Raw genomic sequence first — 17,120 nt, 5'->3', positions numbered from 1 at the left:
ATGTTATCAAGAGTAGGCGAAACTTTATATTGGGTATCTCGATACATTGAGCGTGCGGAAAATGTGGCTCGTTTAATCAACGTTAACAATTTACTGATGATGGACTTACCCAAAGGCGTATGTACCGGCTGGGAGCCATTAATTGATATTATTGGTGTGCGTAAAGCGTATTCAGAAAACCATACTGATTTTACTGAACAAAAAGCATTAAGGTATTTACTTGTTGGTAGCGATAATAGCTCGTCAATTTTAAACTCTATTACTTCGGCACGAGAAAGCGCGCGTACAATCCGCGATGTAATTCCTCGAGATGTATGGGAAGAAATTAACTCTCTTTATTATTATGTAAAAGATAATCAAAAAGAAGGGATAACAAAGCGCGGACGTTTTGATTATTTAAAAAAGATTATAGATTCAGCCCATCAAATATTTGGGGCGTTAGATGCCACAATTAATCATGATCAGGGCTATGTTTTTATCCGCTTTGGTTCGATTATAGAGCGCGCAGACATGACATCGCGAATTTTAGATATTCGCTCAGCTACGTTAATTACTAATGAAGAAGAAGTGAAGCCATTTGATAATATTCAGTGGATCAGCTTATTGCGCTCATTAAGTGCTTATCAAATGTATCGCCAAGAAATGGGCGTTAGAGTACAGCGTGCTGATGTAATAGAATTTGTGATGCACAGCAAAGTATTCCCACGATCTATTTTATTTTGTATGAATGAATTAAAAGCATTGGTTTTACCTTTGCCAAACTCAACAGAAATTATTAAATCAATTGATGATGCAATTGTTGAGTTAGAAAATAAAGACGTACGAGTACTTAAAAATGGTCTGTTGCATGACTTTATCGATGAAATACAAATAGACTTAGCCGGAATACATAATGGATTAGCTGAGACGTATTTTTTAAAACAAGCAGAATAATAAAAACTGTATATTGTGAAATGACTGCTTAGTTTTGAGCGGTCATTTTTTTGCTTAAATTTATTTATAATAATTTTAAAACCTGCATAATTAATCACTACTTCCTCATCCGTTGGTATCGCAATGAAAATCATCTCGACTAATATCTCTAAAATTAAAACTCTTATTCATAATGATAAAGAGGTGAGAACAGGAATATTCAAAACCCCAACTAACGAACCTGTAGCGATTGAAAAGCTAAATATAATAGGTGACGAGCAAGCTGATTTAATTAACCACGGCGGGGTAGATAAAGCAGTATATGCTTTTTCGCACAATCATTATGAGTACTGGCAGAAGACTCTTGAAAACGAAAACTTAAGTAGCGGCATATTTGGTGAAAACTTCACTATTTCTGACCTCGATGAAACGAATATACATATAGGCGACCAAATTCGAATGGGTACTGCACTGCTTGAAGTAAGTCAGCCTCGTGTGCCGTGCTTTAAATTGGCTATTGCACTTAATAATAAACAAAGCTTAAAACTGTTTACTCAGTATTATCACACCGGTGTTTACTTTAGAGTGCAAGAGCCAGGTATAGCTAAAACGGGGGATGCAGTCACTATTGAGCATAAAGCGACGCATAACATTTCAGTAAAAACGTTGTTCCAGGCGTTTTTTGATAAACAATACCCAGGTTATGAAAGCGTTTTACTCGCAGCACTTGAACTACCCGAGCTTGCGCTTGAGTGGCAAACTAAGATTAAAAAGAAGCTCGCAATATAACGCCGTGTGAGTGTTGTTAAACTTTAGCTTTCCAATCACCTTCTTTTAAAAAATGTTGCTGTAAAAGGGTTAGTAAACTTTCAGTAACTGGGCCTGCCGGTTTACTTCTTGATACCACGCAACCAATAGGCGTTAGCCAACCGCCTTGCTCATGTGTTACGGGTAGGGCAACAAGGCCACCTTGTTTAAGTTGTTGTTTTATTGCCAACTCAGGCACCAACGCCCAGCCCACATTTTGTGTTACCAAATCTATGAGTGTTTGATGAGTATTGGCGTACCAAACCTTAGCGCTTATAGCATAGCTAAACCATAACTCTGATTGATTAAGGCTACGGTGAGCACATTGCCTATGTGCTTTTAAGTCACTGCTATTTACTTTATTAAGTTTGGCAAGCGCATGTTGCGGTGACGCAATCGTCAAAAATCGAGCTTGGCCTAGCAAAAAAAAGTCCATATCTACCTTTAATTCACCATCACTATAAATGATGCCTATTTGTGCTTTACCTATTTTTACAAGTTCTTCTACATCAAACGTAGTAGCCGATATTAATTCAAAGTTTGTAATAGGATATTGCTGTGCAAGGGGGGCTATTATTTTTAAAATTCCGTGATTACTTATGCTTTCGTCAATCGCAATTACTACGTCTTGCTCGTTGTTTTTAGCAAGAGACTCAACCTTTTGATCGAAATAAATTTGTTGTTGCAGTATTGAATAAGCCACCGGTAGCAAGGTTTTTCCACTTTTTGTTAAAGTGGGAGTGTTTTTATTGCGGTCAAACAATGTTTGATCTATTGCGATTTCAAGATTAGAAATAGCTTGGCTAATACCCGACTGCGCACGCTTTAACTTTCGCGCTGTTGCTGAAAAAGAGCCGGTTTCTACTACGCTTACAAATATTTTTAGTTGCTCTAAACTGTACATTTTATTCTACTTTATCTAGGGCGTGTTGATCTTTGTGGATTGAAATTTGTTCAATCTAGGGGCGATTAAATCACGGCGCGAGGTTTGTAACCTAGTGGGCTAAGTAAAAGCCGAGCAACAAAGAGTTAATCGCCCCTAGAAAGAACCCAAAGGGCAGCGCATGTTTGGTCTTTATGCTGCGTTATCACCTATTTATGGGGAATAACCACACTATATAGGCTCTGCCTTGCCTAAAAACCAAACATACTGCTGCAAATTCACCCACCAATGATCAACACGCCCTAGAACTATATATTCATCTTATCACTATAGGTGATAGTTGCTAACTTTTGTAATTAAATAAATCTGTCATTATCACTACACTTAAATATTAATAGATAAAAGAGAACATTATGACAGAGAAAATGGGAGCAACAGAGCGAGTATTTCAGGCAGTTTTGTTTGAGATTTTAGCCGTGTCATTATCAATTTTAGGTTTAGCACTATTTACAGATCATGCAATAGGGGCTTTATCGGGCACTATGGTAATTGTTGCCACAATTGCTATGTGTTGGAACTTTATTTTCAACTGGTGTTTTGACAAAGTAGCTACTGGTGCAAAAGAGCAACGTTCTGTATTATTCCGTATTTTTCACGTGCTTTTATTTCAAGGCGGGTTACTTGTTTTTACTATTCCCGTGATGGCAATCATTTTAAAAGTAGGCTTATGGGAAGCATTAATAATGGATATTGGCGTAACTTTTTTTATAACCCTTTACGCTTTTACTTTTAACCTAGTGTACGACCACACACGAGCCTATATTTTTCATTCAAAAAATGCTGCATGTTAATACACTTTTTAAATATGGGATGACTTAACAAAGTTTTGTATTTAGCTGCTGGTGTATTTGCCAATGCACCAGAACTTTTAGAGGCGTAATATTACCCAAGTTTGCTTTATAGTGGCAAAAAACTAATAAAGGATCTTTTTATTAAAAGTGAATAAAGCTAAATATCAATTGTTATACCAATCTGCTTATGTATGGGGTCTATTTAACGTTAAGGAAATTACACTAGAACTAGGCAAAAATTTTTGTATCTAGTTGTTCTAAATAAAAAATTTTTAACGACGTTATAGTGCAATTTAATTCGGTAAATTGATCAAAGATTTATGCAGGTTGGTATTATTTATAGAGGAGCTAGTAAAAAAGATAAAATCTGCTATACCTAAGGTTATAAATACTATAATTATTATAGTGTTATTTAAAAATTTTTGGGTTAGTAGCTAAAATAGGTGTCGTATATGAATATCTCAAGAAAACTGATGCTTATTGTAATATTAACTGCAGCAGAGATAAGTATTACTGTCTACTCAGCTTTTGAAATAGCTAAAGGAGCTAAGTTTCATCAACTTAACTTTCTTCATTTAAAGTATACACATCAACTTACCAAGTCAGTTAAAAAAATAGAAAATGATATCCCCATAGATATAAATACCATTGAGTCGGATATATTGTTAATTAGGCAGCAACCGATTGAATGTATTGAACAAATAAACCCGTTAAATTATGCTGTTATGAAAGTTATTAACACAGATCATACATTAACAATCTGTGAAAACGATATTGAAATTGCTGATAAAGCCTTATTGTCAGTTAATCAGTATAAAAAGGGGGAACTTAGTAGAGACGCTTTTTTACTAAATCTTAATACTTCGCTAAGTGGCTTTAATAAAAACACGGAGCTGTTTGAGGAACCAATTAGAAAAACAGTATCGTTTATACTAATGACGTTAATTCCACTTGTTATAATCATATCTTTTTTTAATATTCTTTTTATAAGTTATCTTTCTCGCACAATATCGAGCTCTATTCGAAATCTTACTCTACTTTTATCAAGTAAGCCCGAAAGCAATATTAATCTAGACGATGAACTTGATATAAAAACGTCGGGTGAATTAAAAGCACTCGTTATCGCGGCTAGACAGCGAATTAAAAATGATCTTTTAAATATTGAAAACAGTATTGAACTCAAAGAGATTATAAACAGCCAGACAGCTTCCCTGCAGCAAGCAAATGATGAGCTTGCCCAGTTTGCTTATCGGGCTTCCCATGACCTGAAGTCACCGCTGTCAGGGGCTAAATCCTTAGCGCATTTTGTTATCGAAGATATAAAAGCGGGAGACACAGAGGAGGCAAGCCGAAATGCACTGGTTATTTATCAACAAATGGAAAAGTTAGAAACACTTGTTGTTGATATTTTATTGTTAGCCAAAGCTGATATTGGTAATGAGGATAAAGATGTAATTGACTTTAATCAGTTAATTATTGATATGAAAGAACGACTGTCTTGGCTCATGAAAGATAATCCTTGTACGCTCGAAACAACAATTAATCTATCAGTACCTATAAGGTCGGAAAAAGCGCGTTTTGCTCAAATTATTGAAAATTTGATATCAAATGGGTTGAAGTATTACGACAGAAATAAAGACTCGCCTTATGTCCGCTGTGATATTTTTAATGAGCAAGAGACGTTTTTTATTACTGTTACAGATAACGGAATGGGAATACCACAAAAGCATCAAAGTGAAGTGTTTGATATGTTTAAGCGATTTCATGCACAGACAAGTACGGGGTCTGGTTTAGGGATGGCGCTGGTTAAAAAACATATTGAGTATTTAAATGGTGAAGTATCACTGCAAAGCTCTGATGAAGGTACGACGTTTAAAATAATAATACCAATGGATAAGCTAACATGACAAAAATTAAACCCCCTATATTAATTGTCGATGACAATGAAGTTGACCGGTATATTCTTAAAAGATTAATTAAAGAGGCTGAATTAGATCTTACAATTTTTGAAAAAAAAGATGGCCAGGAAGCATTAGAATTTTTAGAGAATTATGAAGCTAACAGAAAAGAATACCCTGATGGATTTCCTCCAATACTTATATTTTTAGACATTAATATGCCAAGAGTTAATGGGATCCAATTTTTAGAGGAATTTTCTAAACTAAGAAAGATGATAGAAATCAGCTCGTGTGTGGTTATGATGTTTAGCTCATCAGAAAGAGAAGAAGAAAAAAAGATTATAATGTCACACGATTTTGTTAAAGGTTACCTTGTAAAAGGAAGTTTTCAGGCAGCAGAGTTAAAAGAAAAAGTATTGGCTGTCATCGGTCAGCATTTGAAAAAACACAGCTGATTTGCATGTGTTTTAAGTTTTAATCCGCTAGGCTGTGCCAATTGGAGAGCCTTTAGTTTGAGTATATGACACAAACCAAAGGTTTTTAGCTTAAGGTTACACAGATGTTTGATTTAAGCTTCAATTTTACAAAGGCTCAAAATAACCTATTTATTAAAGGCTTATTTTTTTACTATAGTCATCGAGCAGCAAATTAATTTCGTTTACAGGCATAGGCTTTGAAAAGAGAAAACCTTGCAGGTAGTCTATATTTAATTTTTTACACAGCTGATGCTGGGTTTCAGTTTCGATTCCTTCAGCTACCACAGAAAAATCTAGTTTCTTCAGCATTAAAGATAAGCTCTCGATTATTTTTAATCGCTTATTATTTTCTCCACCTAACGATTGCATGCTTTTGTCTAATTTTACTATATCAATAGGGTAGGAAATAAGGTGAGATATGGATGAATAACCCATACCAAAATCGTCCAAAGCAATTCTAAACCCTTTATTAGACAAAGAAGTTAATATCTCAATCACTTCTTTACTGTTTTCCATAAAAGCTGTTTCTGTTATTTCGAGAATAATACTACTGGTTTTTAAATTGTATTTTTCGACCGTCTCTAATAGATACGTTTGTAAAACTTCTCTTTGCAGCTGTATCGGTGAAATATTAATAGATAGAGTTAACGGCGTTTGATAGTCTTTCTGCCACAAAGATAACTGCTTTAAAGCGCTCGCAATTATCCATTTTCCAAGGGGGGCTATTAATCGGCACTCTTCAGCAATAGGAATAAACTCATCGGGGGTATAATTAACGGTTGTATCTGGCCAACGGATCAGGGCTTCGACACCTGTCATTATTTGTGTTTTTGAACAATAAACAGGTTGATAAAATAGCCTAAAGTTTTTTTCCTCTATATGCTCTTTTATACTATTTTGAATATCTACCCGACGACTAAATTCATATTGATATTGCTGTTTGTAAAAGCTTATTCTACTTTTACCACTTTGCTTTGAGCGATACATTGCAATATCAGCACATTTTAGCAGTTCATGAGATTCAGTAGCATCATTTGGGTATATGGCGCTTCCAATGCTAACACTGCAATTTAAAGTTCTACCTTCATGTAAAAAGGGTTTAGAAACTTCAGCTAAAATTCTATTTGCTATCATACCTATTTGATTAATGTTGCAAATCCCACCTATTATAACTGCAAATTCATCGCCTCCTAAGCGTGCAAATCCTTCGTTTTTCCTCAGGCAACTATGAATCCTTTCTACTGTTTGTATTAAAATTTCGTCGCCGACACTATGCCCAAGCGTATCATTAATATTTTTGAAGTTATCTAAATCTAAAGCAAGTAACGCCACGCAGTTTTTAGCACGTTTATTGTTAGCTATCATTACTTTTAGTATTTCTTCAAAATGATATCGATTAGACAAACCAGTAAGCTGATCCCTTTCTGCCATATGCTTTACAGCAAGATAACTGTTGTGCATACGTTGTTCTGCCTCGAAGCGTTTTTTGGCATATATAAGCGCTTTATTTAAACTATCCCTCGTTATATCACCTTTTGGTAAAAAGTCTTGAGCGCCGGCTTCTATACACTCAATAGCCAAAGCTGAGTTCTCTGAGGAACTAATCATGATAATTGCGGTGTTACCGAGTTTAGGCTTTGCACGCATTTCAATTAGCATTTCAATGCCATCTTCTTTAGGCATATTATAATCGAGTAGTATTATATCAAAGTGCGTGTCTTCAATGGCTTTCAAGCCCTCGGATACGCACGTTACCTCGGTAATGTCATGATGATGAGAGCCATCAGAAATAAGCATTTTTTTAATTAATTTGCGATCAACTAAGTCATCATCAACAATTAAAATATTCATAAGTTCCTTCTAAGAGCAGCATCTACATGATGCTCGTTTATAATTGATAATTTCATAGTTAAACTTTGGGCCAATAAATAGTGAATGTACTGCCAAGTTTCCCATCGGAGGCTACTTCAATTTTGCCCCCATAATTAATAATGAGCTTATTGGCAATACAGAGTCCAATGCCGCTCCCTTCAACATCATCTCGAGATTGCAATGTCTGAAATAACTTAAATATGAGTGAAAAATATTTAGGGTCAATTCCAGGCCCATTATCTGTTATCTCAATAATGTAATATTGATTAGAGGGGATAAGTGAAATATCGATAATCGGGTGCTCTTTATTGTTATGTTTTATTGCATTACTAATAAGATTTTGAAAAACAGTTTTAAAAGGGAGTAGCGGTATATCGAGTACTTCGTTATTGGCGTGTATATCAACAGTGACAGTTTTTGGAACTTCTAAAATTTGTTCTATATCTTGGTAAATACTTTCTAAAGATATGCTTGCACGCGTTGAATCACAGCTATTTATTCTCGAGTAGCTTAGTAAATCTTCTAGCAGTACTTGCATTCTATTAGCCCGGCTGAGCACAAGCTGAAAGTTTTCTAGGTGCTCTTGAGGGAGTAAATTTTTACAGTCATCATAAATCCACTCTAATAAACGTTTTATAGCATTTAATGGTGACTTGAGATCGTGTGAAGCAATGCTGATAAATTCATCAAGTTCATCGCTCACTTTTTGTAATTTTTTAATTAGGCGATCTTTTTCAGTTTCGTCTTCTTTTTTTAGCTCACAAATTGTTGAGTGAAACTTAGCACTGTTTAATTTTTCTAATAATTCTTTTTGTTGGACTAACTGATTTACAAAGTTTTTTTGTAAACTATTTAAGATTAACTTTTCTTTTTCGGTAAGTCGCGAATTACTTGGTCGGTCAAATATAAACCACCCAAATTTAAGGTTTGAGGGCAAAATAATAGGTGATACCACTCTAAATATTTTAGGATCATGTTCGATAATCGATTCATTAAAAACGTCATCAGATAGTTGCTCTTTATCGACTGTTATTTTTGAACCTGATTTATATAGCTCAACGGAACGTTCAGGGAGGTTAGCAACAATAGAAAATGCGGTGGCATCAAAAATAGTTAAAATTAGCTCAGCAAAGCTTTTTAAGCTTGTTTGAATACCATTATCAACAGGCGTAATTAATTGCTGTTCATCAATTAATGATACATCTGCGATATAACTCTCTACATTGGGCATTCAAAATCCTACAACACTATTAAATAAATACGCCTCAACAAAATGAGATGCAACAAATGATTAACTTATTGTAGTTGATTATTTTGAATGTGTTGAATTATTCACTTTATAAATTAATGCCAAATTAAAGCCTTACCTTATTGTAGTCAGTAGCTTATGAATCTATTTTAAAATAAGGCGAAACTAAGTCTGGGCGTGAAATTTATAACTGAATAAATAAGTATTATGTAGGGTAGTGTTCTTACTGAAGATCAACATGCCCAAGTAAAAACAGCATATTTAATCGCTCATTTGTATAATTGTTTGCGCTACGCTAAATAAGGTTTTATGCGTATCCATTGCTTGTTTTTGTAGCTGTTTATGGGCTTGCTCTTCGGTGAGCTTTAACTGCTCAATAAGTATGTACTTGGCTTGGTGAATTACCTTTTGCTCACTAATCACTTTTTTAGCGTCAAGTAACGCTTGGTTTATTTGTTTAATATGCTGGCTTTGCTCGATAATTAAATCGTACATACTTTTATTACTATTGAGCTTATCGGCCGCTATGTTTTGGCTTACTTCTGGCTTTGGTTGCTTAATGGCTAATTGGCCTAAAGTAGGGGCTATGTGTTGCTCTGCCATATTGTTAAGTACCTGCTTATTTGTATTTAAGCTGCGTTGAGCACAGGCTATTTGCATTGCAGCGGTATCAATTAATTGATCTGCTATATTTTGTTCAATTTTGTGCATTATATCTATGCGCGTAGTGGTTACTTCGTACCATACTTCGCTCAGTTGTGAGAGCGGTTGAGCATTCTCGTCATCGAGCTTTTGCAGTAAACTTCTAAGTTGCTCCACCTGATTATTAACCTGATGCGTTGTTAGTGTGGCAAAGCATTTTAAAAGGTGTTCATCGGCGTATTCATTAAAAAATTCAAAGCTGTGGTTTTGTTCTTGTACAAAGTGCGCGAGCTGCTGTTTTTGCTCAGTGGTAAATTTACTTGCTGCAAATGCTTGTGCGCCACAGGCACGCTCTTGTCCTGCGTACTCTTTACCTTGCATAAAATTAAAAAAGGCAACTAACAAACGCGTTATTTTAGGATCGCTTGCGCCATCTGCTGCCTCTAAAATAATATTGAGTAAACTAGCAATTAACTGCGTGAACGACTGCGTAGCATGTACTGCACTAATGTTTTGTTGTGCTATTTGCTTGCGCAATACCGGTAATGCATCGAGTGCTTGTAAGCTGTAGGTAATTAAATTAAATAACCGAGTATGGCCCGTATCGGCGTTGTCGTTTATAAATGTTTGTTTAAGAGAATCATAAAATGCAGTTTGTGCGCTGTTGCTTAAAGGGATTTGTTCTTGTAATTGGGTTTTAAATCGCTCTCGATTTGAGGCCAAAAATATATTACTCATTGCGCGTTCTTTTTGTAACTGATGTACAAAATCGCCTAACTTAGTGAGCGAGGAACAACTGTTTTGTAATTGCTTTAGCGCGTGTATTTCTTGATATTTAGCCGCTAATAAAAACTGTTTTGTGAGAGGATTGTTTGTCGCCATTGATAGTATTCCACACTTTTTTGTTTTTAAAGTGCAACCACCGTTCCAATCATTAATAAATTTCATCATTGAATTTAAAATCAAGCTAATACAATTACTTAAAGTGTTATTTTTGTTTGTCACTGTGTTTCTATAATTTAACTTACCATTACTTTTAACTTATTTGGTGCATTAAAGCATGTTATTGCACACAACTTGAACCCAAATTAAAAACAAAAAAAGCGCCTACTCCTGGGGAGGTAGTAAGCGCGAAAAGTGCATTATTCATTTTGTATCATGTGTTAACATTTATACTGTTTAATAACTCAGGGCTAATTGCCATTTTATGATTTATCACTTCACCAATCATAATTAGGGTAGGGCCTTGAAGGTTGTGTTTAGCATGCTCATTTACTATCAGTTCAAGCGTACTGGTAATTACCTTTTGCTTAGTAGTAGTGGCATTTTCGATTAGTGCAATGGGTGTATTACTTGGCCAGCCCACTGATTGTAAACCGTTGCTTAGCGTTTGTAAGCGCGAAAGCCCCATATAAACCACTAAAGTGGGGTTGTTGTTTCCAGGCATAAACGCGTAATTTTTCCAATGAGGCTGCTTGTTAGGATCGGCAAACTGCGCCGTTAAAAACGTAACACTGCGCGCTACGTCTCTTGCTGTAAGCGGAATACCCGTATAAGCGGAAGTAGCACAAGCCGTTGTAACACCTGGCACAATAGCAAAATTAATATTATGCTTGGTAAGTGCATCAGCTTCTTCGTTAATACGTGCAAATATACTCGGATCGCCGCCTTTTAAACGCACTACGTTTAAGCCCTGTTGCGCGTATTTAACCAGTAGTTCGCAAATGTTAGCTTGGGTCATCGAATGCTTACCAGCACGTTTACCTACAAATACTCGCTGTGCTTTTTTAGGAAGCGTTTTTAATAAATCATCACTTACTAACCAATCGTATAAAACAACATCGGCGGTATTAATTAAACGTTGCGCTTTTACTGTAATTAGCTCTGCGTCTCCTGGGCCTGCACCAATTATATAAACGTTGCCACTTTTAGCACTGCGACTATTTGAGCTTGTTAGTTTAGTAACAAGCTTATTTAACCACACGTTTTCAATACCCGAAAAATAAGACAGTACACTCATAATATTCCCCTAAGCCACAGCTGTTGTAACTTTTGGTTCAGAGCTTATAAATACACTACCGTCTTCAATTTTTGCATTAAAAACCGGTAAGTGTATTGCTTCTGCTTCTAAACATTCGCCTGTTTCTAGGCAAAAGTGTTGCTTATATAAAGGCGAGGCGACAACTAATTTATTGTCGATTGAGCCAATAATGCCACGCGATAATACATTCGCTTTGCCAATAGGGTCGTAGTTGCTAATGGCAAACACAGCCGTTGGATTTTGTGGAATGTAAAAAATAGCAATTTGCTGATTATTAACTAGTGCGCATACGCCGCTATTAGCCACTAGGTTGTCGATTGTTCCAATATTATGCCAAGACATCAGCTTGCTCCTCTTCAACTTCCATTACTGGAATACGGTTTTGTGTATTACGTTGCTCACGTTTTTCGGCTTCTGTAGCAGGGCGAATTTGGTTACGCTCTTGCACAAATAAAATGTTGTCGTCAGTTTCAGGGCTATTAATAAACTGGCGGAATCGTTTGGCTGCATCTGGGCTTTCAATCGCTTTTTTCCACTCACAGGCGTAGGTTTGTGTAATTAATTCCATTTGCGCTTCTAGCTCGTCGCAAATGCCTAAGCTGTCGTCAATGACTACGCTTTTAAGGTAATCTAAACCACCTTCAAGGTTTTCCATCCATACCGACGTACGCTGTAATTTGTCAGCCGTTTTAATGTAAAACATAATTACGCGGTCAATGTATTTAATTAGTGTTGGCGTGTCTAAATCGGTCGCAAATAAATCAGCATGTCGAGGGCGCATACCGCCATTACCACACACGTATAAGTTCCAGCCGTTTTCGGTGGCTATAATGCCAATATCTTTACTTTGTGCTTCTGCGCACTCTCGGGTACAACCCGATACCGCCATTTTAAATTTATGCGGTGCACGCAGTCCTTTGTAGCGGTTTTCTATTTCTATTGCGTGTCCAACGCTGTCTTGCACACCATAACGACACCACGTACTACCCACACACGATTTAACGGTTCTGAGAGACTTACCATAAGCATGACCGGTCTCAAATCCGGCTTCGATCAGTCGCTCCCAAATAACAGGAAGCTCTTCTAAGCGCGCACCAAATAAATCAATACGTTGACCGCCCGTTACTTTGCAGTACAGGTTAAAATCTTTGGCTACTTGTCCAATTACAATGAGTTTGTCGGGGGTTATTTCGCCACCAGCAATACGCGGTACTACAGAGTACGAACCATCTTTTTGCATATTTGCTAAGTAAGTATCGTTAGTGTCTTGCAAGCCAACATGGGCAGGCTCTAAAATAAAGTCGTTCCATGTTGAGGCTAAAATAGAGCCAATGGCAGGTTTACATATTTCACAGCCATGACCGCTGCCGTGTTTAGTTAGTAAGTCATCAAAGCTTTTAATGCTTTCTACTTTTACCATGTGCAGTAGTTCTTGGCGTGAATACGCAAAGTGCTCACATACATGGTTGTTAACTTCAACACCACGGCTTGCTAATTCGTTATCAACAACTGATTTTAATAACGCGGCACAACCGCCACAGCCGCTTGCTGCTTTAGTGCATGACTTTACCGAGGCTAAATCGCATGAGCCGCCATCAATTGCACCTACAATGTCGCCTTTACTCACATTGTGACACGAACAAATAGTGGCTGTGTCGGGTAGGGCGCTGCCCGATAGCGACGGTGCGCCACCACTGTCTGGCAAAATTAAGCACTCAGGGTTTTCGGGTAAGTCCATGTCGTTAAGCATGTACTGTAGTAATGTATCGTAATCGCTGGTGTCGCCAACAAGTACAGCGCCCAGTAATTTATCGCCTTTTTCACTTAGTATGATTTTTTTATAACAACCGCGAATAGCGTCTTGGTATATAAGTTCTTTACAGTCTGGCGTTTTTGCGTGAGCGTCGCCAATTGAGCCTACTTCTACGCCTAATAACTTAAGTTTTGTGCTCATATCAGCACCTAAAAACTCAAGCTCGCCACCACTTAATTGGCTCGCTGCAACGCGTGCCATGTTGTAACCCGGTGCAACTAAGCCAAATAGTTTTTTGTCCCACAGGGCACATTCGCCAATGGCTAAAATATCAGGATCAGATGTTTGGCATTGGTTATTAATAATAATACCGCCGCGCTCACCCAGTTCTAAGTCGGCAATTTTACCGAGTTGGTCGTACGGGCGAATACCGGCAGAGAATAAAATTAGGTCTGTTTCTAAAAATGTTTCGTCCGAAAAATTTAATCTAAAGCGGCTCGTTTCACCTTTTACTATTTCGCTGGTCGCTTTTGATGTATGTACCGTAACGCCAAGTTTTTCTATTTTATTTTTTAGTAGCGTACCGCCTTGTCCATCAAGCTGGACAGCCATAAGCTGCGGCGCAAATTCAACTACGTGGGTATCAAGCCCTAGTTGCTTAATCGCGTTTGCGGCTTCAAGCCCCAACAAACCACCACCAATAACAACACCGCTTTTACTTACTGCAGCACTGGCTTTTATTTGTTCTAAATCCTCTAATGTGCGATACACCAAGCAATGGGGTTGGTCGTTACCTTTTATAGGCGGCACAAATGGGAAGGAACCGGTTGCAAGTATAAGTTTGTCGTACGGGTATTGTTCACCCGTTAGCGTGGTAACTACCTTTGCAGTTCTATCAATGCCTTCAACCCACTGGCTTGTATGCACATTAATATTGAGTGTTTTGTAGTTGTCGTGGGTGGTAAGTGCTAAATCGGCAGCTGTTTTGCCATCAAATACACTTGATAAGTACACGCGATCGTATGCAAGATTTGCTTCTCCGCAAAGTACAGTAATGTCTGCGTTGGCATCGCTTTGGCGCATTTGCTCAACAAAGTGGTGTCCGACCATACCATTACCAATAATGAGTATTTTTTGCGAGGTTTGCATAGGGCATTCCTTAAAGTGACGGTTTAAATACAATTAACAAAAAAGCCCGCCACAAATACGCATTATGCATAACTGTGTGCGGGCTTCTTTGCCGATGGTTGCTAATAGCTAGTGTGCTCACAACCTAAATTTTTGCCGTAAGTAAAACGGGCTTGTTAATAGAATGTTTGCAAAAACACAGCCAGTTTTATAACTTATTGTTTAAAAGGCATTTAATGTGTTTTTAGAGTGAGGATAAAACCAGTTTTGTTATATGTTGGTGCGCGCCTGGCACTAATAGGGTGCAAGTATTGTCATTGTTTTGTGCATTATCAGTCAATAAAACACCCATTATCATTTATTGTGTATTGAGTTAAATTTAACCCATAAAATACGCACACAAATTACGAGCGAAATGACTAACACAAACTCAATAGATGCTTCACCTTTTCATGAAGGCGAGCTGGCAATACAAGACAAACTCGGTAAACGAGAAATAATGGCAACATTTGGCAAGCGTGCTGTGCGCTCGTTTATGCCAGAGCAGCATCAAGCATTTTTTGAGCAGTTACCGTTTGTGGTTGCAGGCAGTGTTGATGAAAACGCCGATGTGTGGGTATCTATTGTTTCAGGGCTGTCAGGCTTTTTAAGCGCCCCAACTCCTACGTCGTTATTAATGACGCACGCAGTTGATAAAAACGACCCTCTACATAACACGTTAAAAATTGCAGGCTCGCCAATTGGTTTATTAGGCATTGAGCTGAGCACGCGTAGGCGTAACCGTTTAAATGTGCGTGTAGGTGAGGTAATTAGCGATAATAAGGTGAGTTTTAATGTTGATCAATCTTTTGGTAATTGCCCGCAGTATATTCAAACGCGCGACTTAGCGTTTAATAGAGATCCTTTACTTAAAAGTAATGCAGTGCAAAAAGTTGAATTTAATACGCTTGATAACGCCGCGACAACGTTAATTGACACCACAGATACATTTTTTGTTTCAAGCTTTATAACGGCAAAAAACAATCCAAAAATTGAAGGTGTTGATGTTTCTCACCGTGGGGGAATGCCAGGTTTTGTAAAGCGCGAAGGTAATACATTAACGATTCCTGATTACGCAGGTAACAATTTTTTTAATACCATGGGTAACTTTTTATTAAACCCAAAAGCAGGTTTGTTATTTCCTGATTTTGACACGGGTAATGTATTAATGCTTACCGGCAGCGTTGAAATTTTATGGGACGGGCATCCAGAGCTTAAAGGTTTTATTGGTGCAGACCGAGGCTGGAAATTTACCGTTACTAAAGGAATGTGGCTTAAAAACTTACTCCCTTTTACTGCCAAATTTGATGCTTACTCACCTAACACTAAAATGACGGGCACGTGGCTTGAGGCTGATAAAAACAAACAAGCCGAAAAACTAAAACATGCTTGGCAGCCTTTAAAAGTAACTAAAATAATTAAAGATAGTGATGTAATTACCTCCTTTTATTTAGAAGGGCACAACAACACAACCTTGTTACCGTTTAAAGCTGGGCAGCACTTAACCGTACAAATACCAAGTAAAAATAGCGACAATAACAATAGTAATAGCAAACCTGTTACTAGAACCTACACCGTTTCATCAAGCCCGCATGAACTCTTTTATCGGTTATCGATTAAAAAAGAGCTCAGTGGCGAGGTGTCTAGCTACTTTCATAATAACGTAAAAGTAGGGGATGTTATTTTAGCTAAATACCCACAAGGACAGTTTTTTATTGACCCCACCAGTACCAAACCTGCGGTACTCATTGGTGGTGGAATAGGTATTACACCTATGATCTCAATGGCTAAACACATTGCCCATGAAGGGTTAAGAACCCGCCATACACGCCCTTTACATATTTTTCACAGTGCTAAAAACACCCAACAGCGCGCATTTTATAACGAGCTAAAAACACTAGCAGATACGAGTGGCGGGGCAATTGATTACTATTCACTTTTATCTCAGCCTGTGCTTGATGAAAAGCAAGGCGGTGGTTTTAACTTAAAAGATGAGAGCTTTAATTTAAAAGACGAAAGCTTTGATTTAAAAGGGCGAATAAATGCTGATGTGTTTAGGTATTATTTACCGCTTGATGATTACGAGTTCTTTTTATGCGGACCAGAAGCGTTTATGCAGCACGTATATAACGAGCTGTTATTGCTAGGTGTACAGGATAAAAACATATTTGCAGAAGCATTTGGCCCCTCCGCTATTAACCGCAAAGTACTCAACACAAGCGGAGCGTCTAATAAAAGCAAAAAGTTGAACGTTGAGGAAGCAGACAACACGGTAATTAAATTTAGTAAATCGGGCTTTGAGCAGCGCTGGAACAAAGGCGACAACACTATACTTAATGTAGCCGAAGCCCATGGTTTAGAACCTGAGTTTGGTTGTCGAAACGGCAGCTGCGGCAGTTGCGCCGTAAAAATAAACGCAGGTGCTGTGGTTTATCGCAATAACGTAAGTTACCCAGTAGAGGCAGGGCAGGCGCTAATTTGCTGCGCTGTTCCGGCTAAAGGTGTTGATGAGCTTGATTTAGAGCTGTAGCCCTCAAGCTACTTAAATTTCGATGGGTTAGTAAAACAT

The 17,120-nt window shown here is 37.6% G+C and carries 13 protein-coding genes; 6 read left to right on the top strand and 7 right to left on the bottom strand.

The window, feature by feature from the left end; genetic code table 11:
- A complete protein-coding gene (locus I6F48_RS03085; protein ID WP_007585221.1) occupies positions 1-933 on the top strand; it encodes an alpha-E domain-containing protein in 933 nt (310 codons plus the stop codon).
- A gap of 123 nt (positions 934-1,056) precedes the next feature.
- Entirely contained in the window at positions 1,057-1,701 is a 645-nt protein-coding gene (locus tag I6F48_RS03080; protein WP_197118776.1) for an MOSC domain-containing protein, read from the top strand.
- Between the two features lie 16 nt (positions 1,702-1,717).
- On the opposite strand, the gene I6F48_RS03075 is transcribed toward I6F48_RS03080, so the two are convergent.
- Positions 1,718-2,623 carry a LysR family transcriptional regulator gene (locus I6F48_RS03075; protein WP_197118775.1) on the bottom strand — a complete coding sequence of 302 codons (906 nt, stop codon included), beginning with the start codon at positions 2,621-2,623 and terminating at the stop codon, positions 1,718-1,720.
- A gap of 392 nt (positions 2,624-3,015) precedes the next feature.
- Between I6F48_RS03075 and I6F48_RS03070 the strand changes: the two genes are divergently transcribed.
- From I6F48_RS03070 to I6F48_RS03060, 3 genes are all read left to right on the top strand, one after another.
- A complete protein-coding gene (locus I6F48_RS03070) occupies positions 3,016-3,453 on the top strand; it encodes a PACE efflux transporter (RefSeq protein ID WP_197118774.1) in 438 nt (145 codons plus the stop codon).
- A 452-nt stretch (positions 3,454-3,905) separates the two neighbouring features.
- Positions 3,906-5,360, top strand: coding sequence for a sensor histidine kinase (locus I6F48_RS03065; RefSeq protein ID WP_165742191.1), 1,455 nt, complete (start codon positions 3,906-3,908; stop codon positions 5,358-5,360).
- Positions 5,357-5,806, top strand: a complete 450-nt coding sequence (locus I6F48_RS03060; RefSeq protein ID WP_165721826.1) for a response regulator — start codon at positions 5,357-5,359, stop codon at positions 5,804-5,806. The genes I6F48_RS03065 and I6F48_RS03060 overlap by 4 nt, the downstream gene beginning before the upstream one ends.
- A gap of 153 nt (positions 5,807-5,959) precedes the next feature.
- Here I6F48_RS03060 and I6F48_RS03055 read toward each other — a convergent pair whose 3' ends face one another.
- From I6F48_RS03055 to nirB, 6 genes are all read right to left on the bottom strand, one after another.
- The gene (locus I6F48_RS03055) at positions 5,960-7,678 is read right to left on the bottom strand and encodes a two-component system response regulator (RefSeq protein WP_197118773.1); all 1,719 of its coding nucleotides are present in this window, start codon (positions 7,676-7,678) and stop codon (positions 5,960-5,962) included.
- A 58-nt stretch (positions 7,679-7,736) separates the two neighbouring features.
- Positions 7,737-8,930 (bottom strand): sensor histidine kinase, encoded by a 1,194-nt coding sequence (locus tag I6F48_RS03050; protein WP_197118772.1) that lies wholly within the window; start codon positions 8,928-8,930, stop codon positions 7,737-7,739.
- Positions 8,931-9,209: 279 nt separating this feature from the next.
- On the bottom strand, positions 9,210-10,472 hold the full coding sequence (locus tag I6F48_RS03045; RefSeq protein WP_166420745.1) for a nitrate regulatory protein: 1,263 nt from the start codon (positions 10,470-10,472) through the stop codon (positions 9,210-9,212).
- Positions 10,473-10,746: 274 nt separating this feature from the next.
- Positions 10,747-11,610 (bottom strand): uroporphyrinogen-III C-methyltransferase, encoded by an 864-nt coding sequence (gene cobA / locus I6F48_RS03040; protein ID WP_197118771.1) that lies wholly within the window; start codon positions 11,608-11,610, stop codon positions 10,747-10,749.
- A gap of 9 nt (positions 11,611-11,619) precedes the next feature.
- Positions 11,620-11,973 carry a nitrite reductase small subunit NirD gene (gene nirD / locus I6F48_RS03035; RefSeq protein WP_197118770.1) on the bottom strand — a complete coding sequence of 118 codons (354 nt, stop codon included), beginning with the start codon at positions 11,971-11,973 and terminating at the stop codon, positions 11,620-11,622.
- Positions 11,960-14,533, bottom strand: a complete 2,574-nt coding sequence (gene nirB / locus I6F48_RS03030; protein ID WP_197118769.1) for a nitrite reductase large subunit NirB — start codon at positions 14,531-14,533, stop codon at positions 11,960-11,962. The genes nirD and nirB overlap by 14 nt, the downstream gene beginning before the upstream one ends.
- A 394-nt stretch (positions 14,534-14,927) precedes the next feature.
- On the opposite strand from nirB, the gene I6F48_RS03025 reads away from it, so the two are divergent.
- Positions 14,928-17,081: a 2Fe-2S iron-sulfur cluster-binding protein gene (locus tag I6F48_RS03025; protein WP_197118768.1), complete on the top strand. Its 2,154-nt coding sequence runs from the start codon at positions 14,928-14,930 to the stop codon at positions 17,079-17,081.
- Positions 17,082-17,120: the final 39 nt, after the last annotated feature.

This window comes from Pseudoalteromonas sp. SWYJ118 (genome assembly GCF_015864505.1).
Lineage (GTDB): Bacteria > Pseudomonadota > Gammaproteobacteria > Enterobacterales > Alteromonadaceae > Pseudoalteromonas > Pseudoalteromonas arctica.
This window is presented reverse-complemented; position numbering and strand designations above follow the sequence as displayed.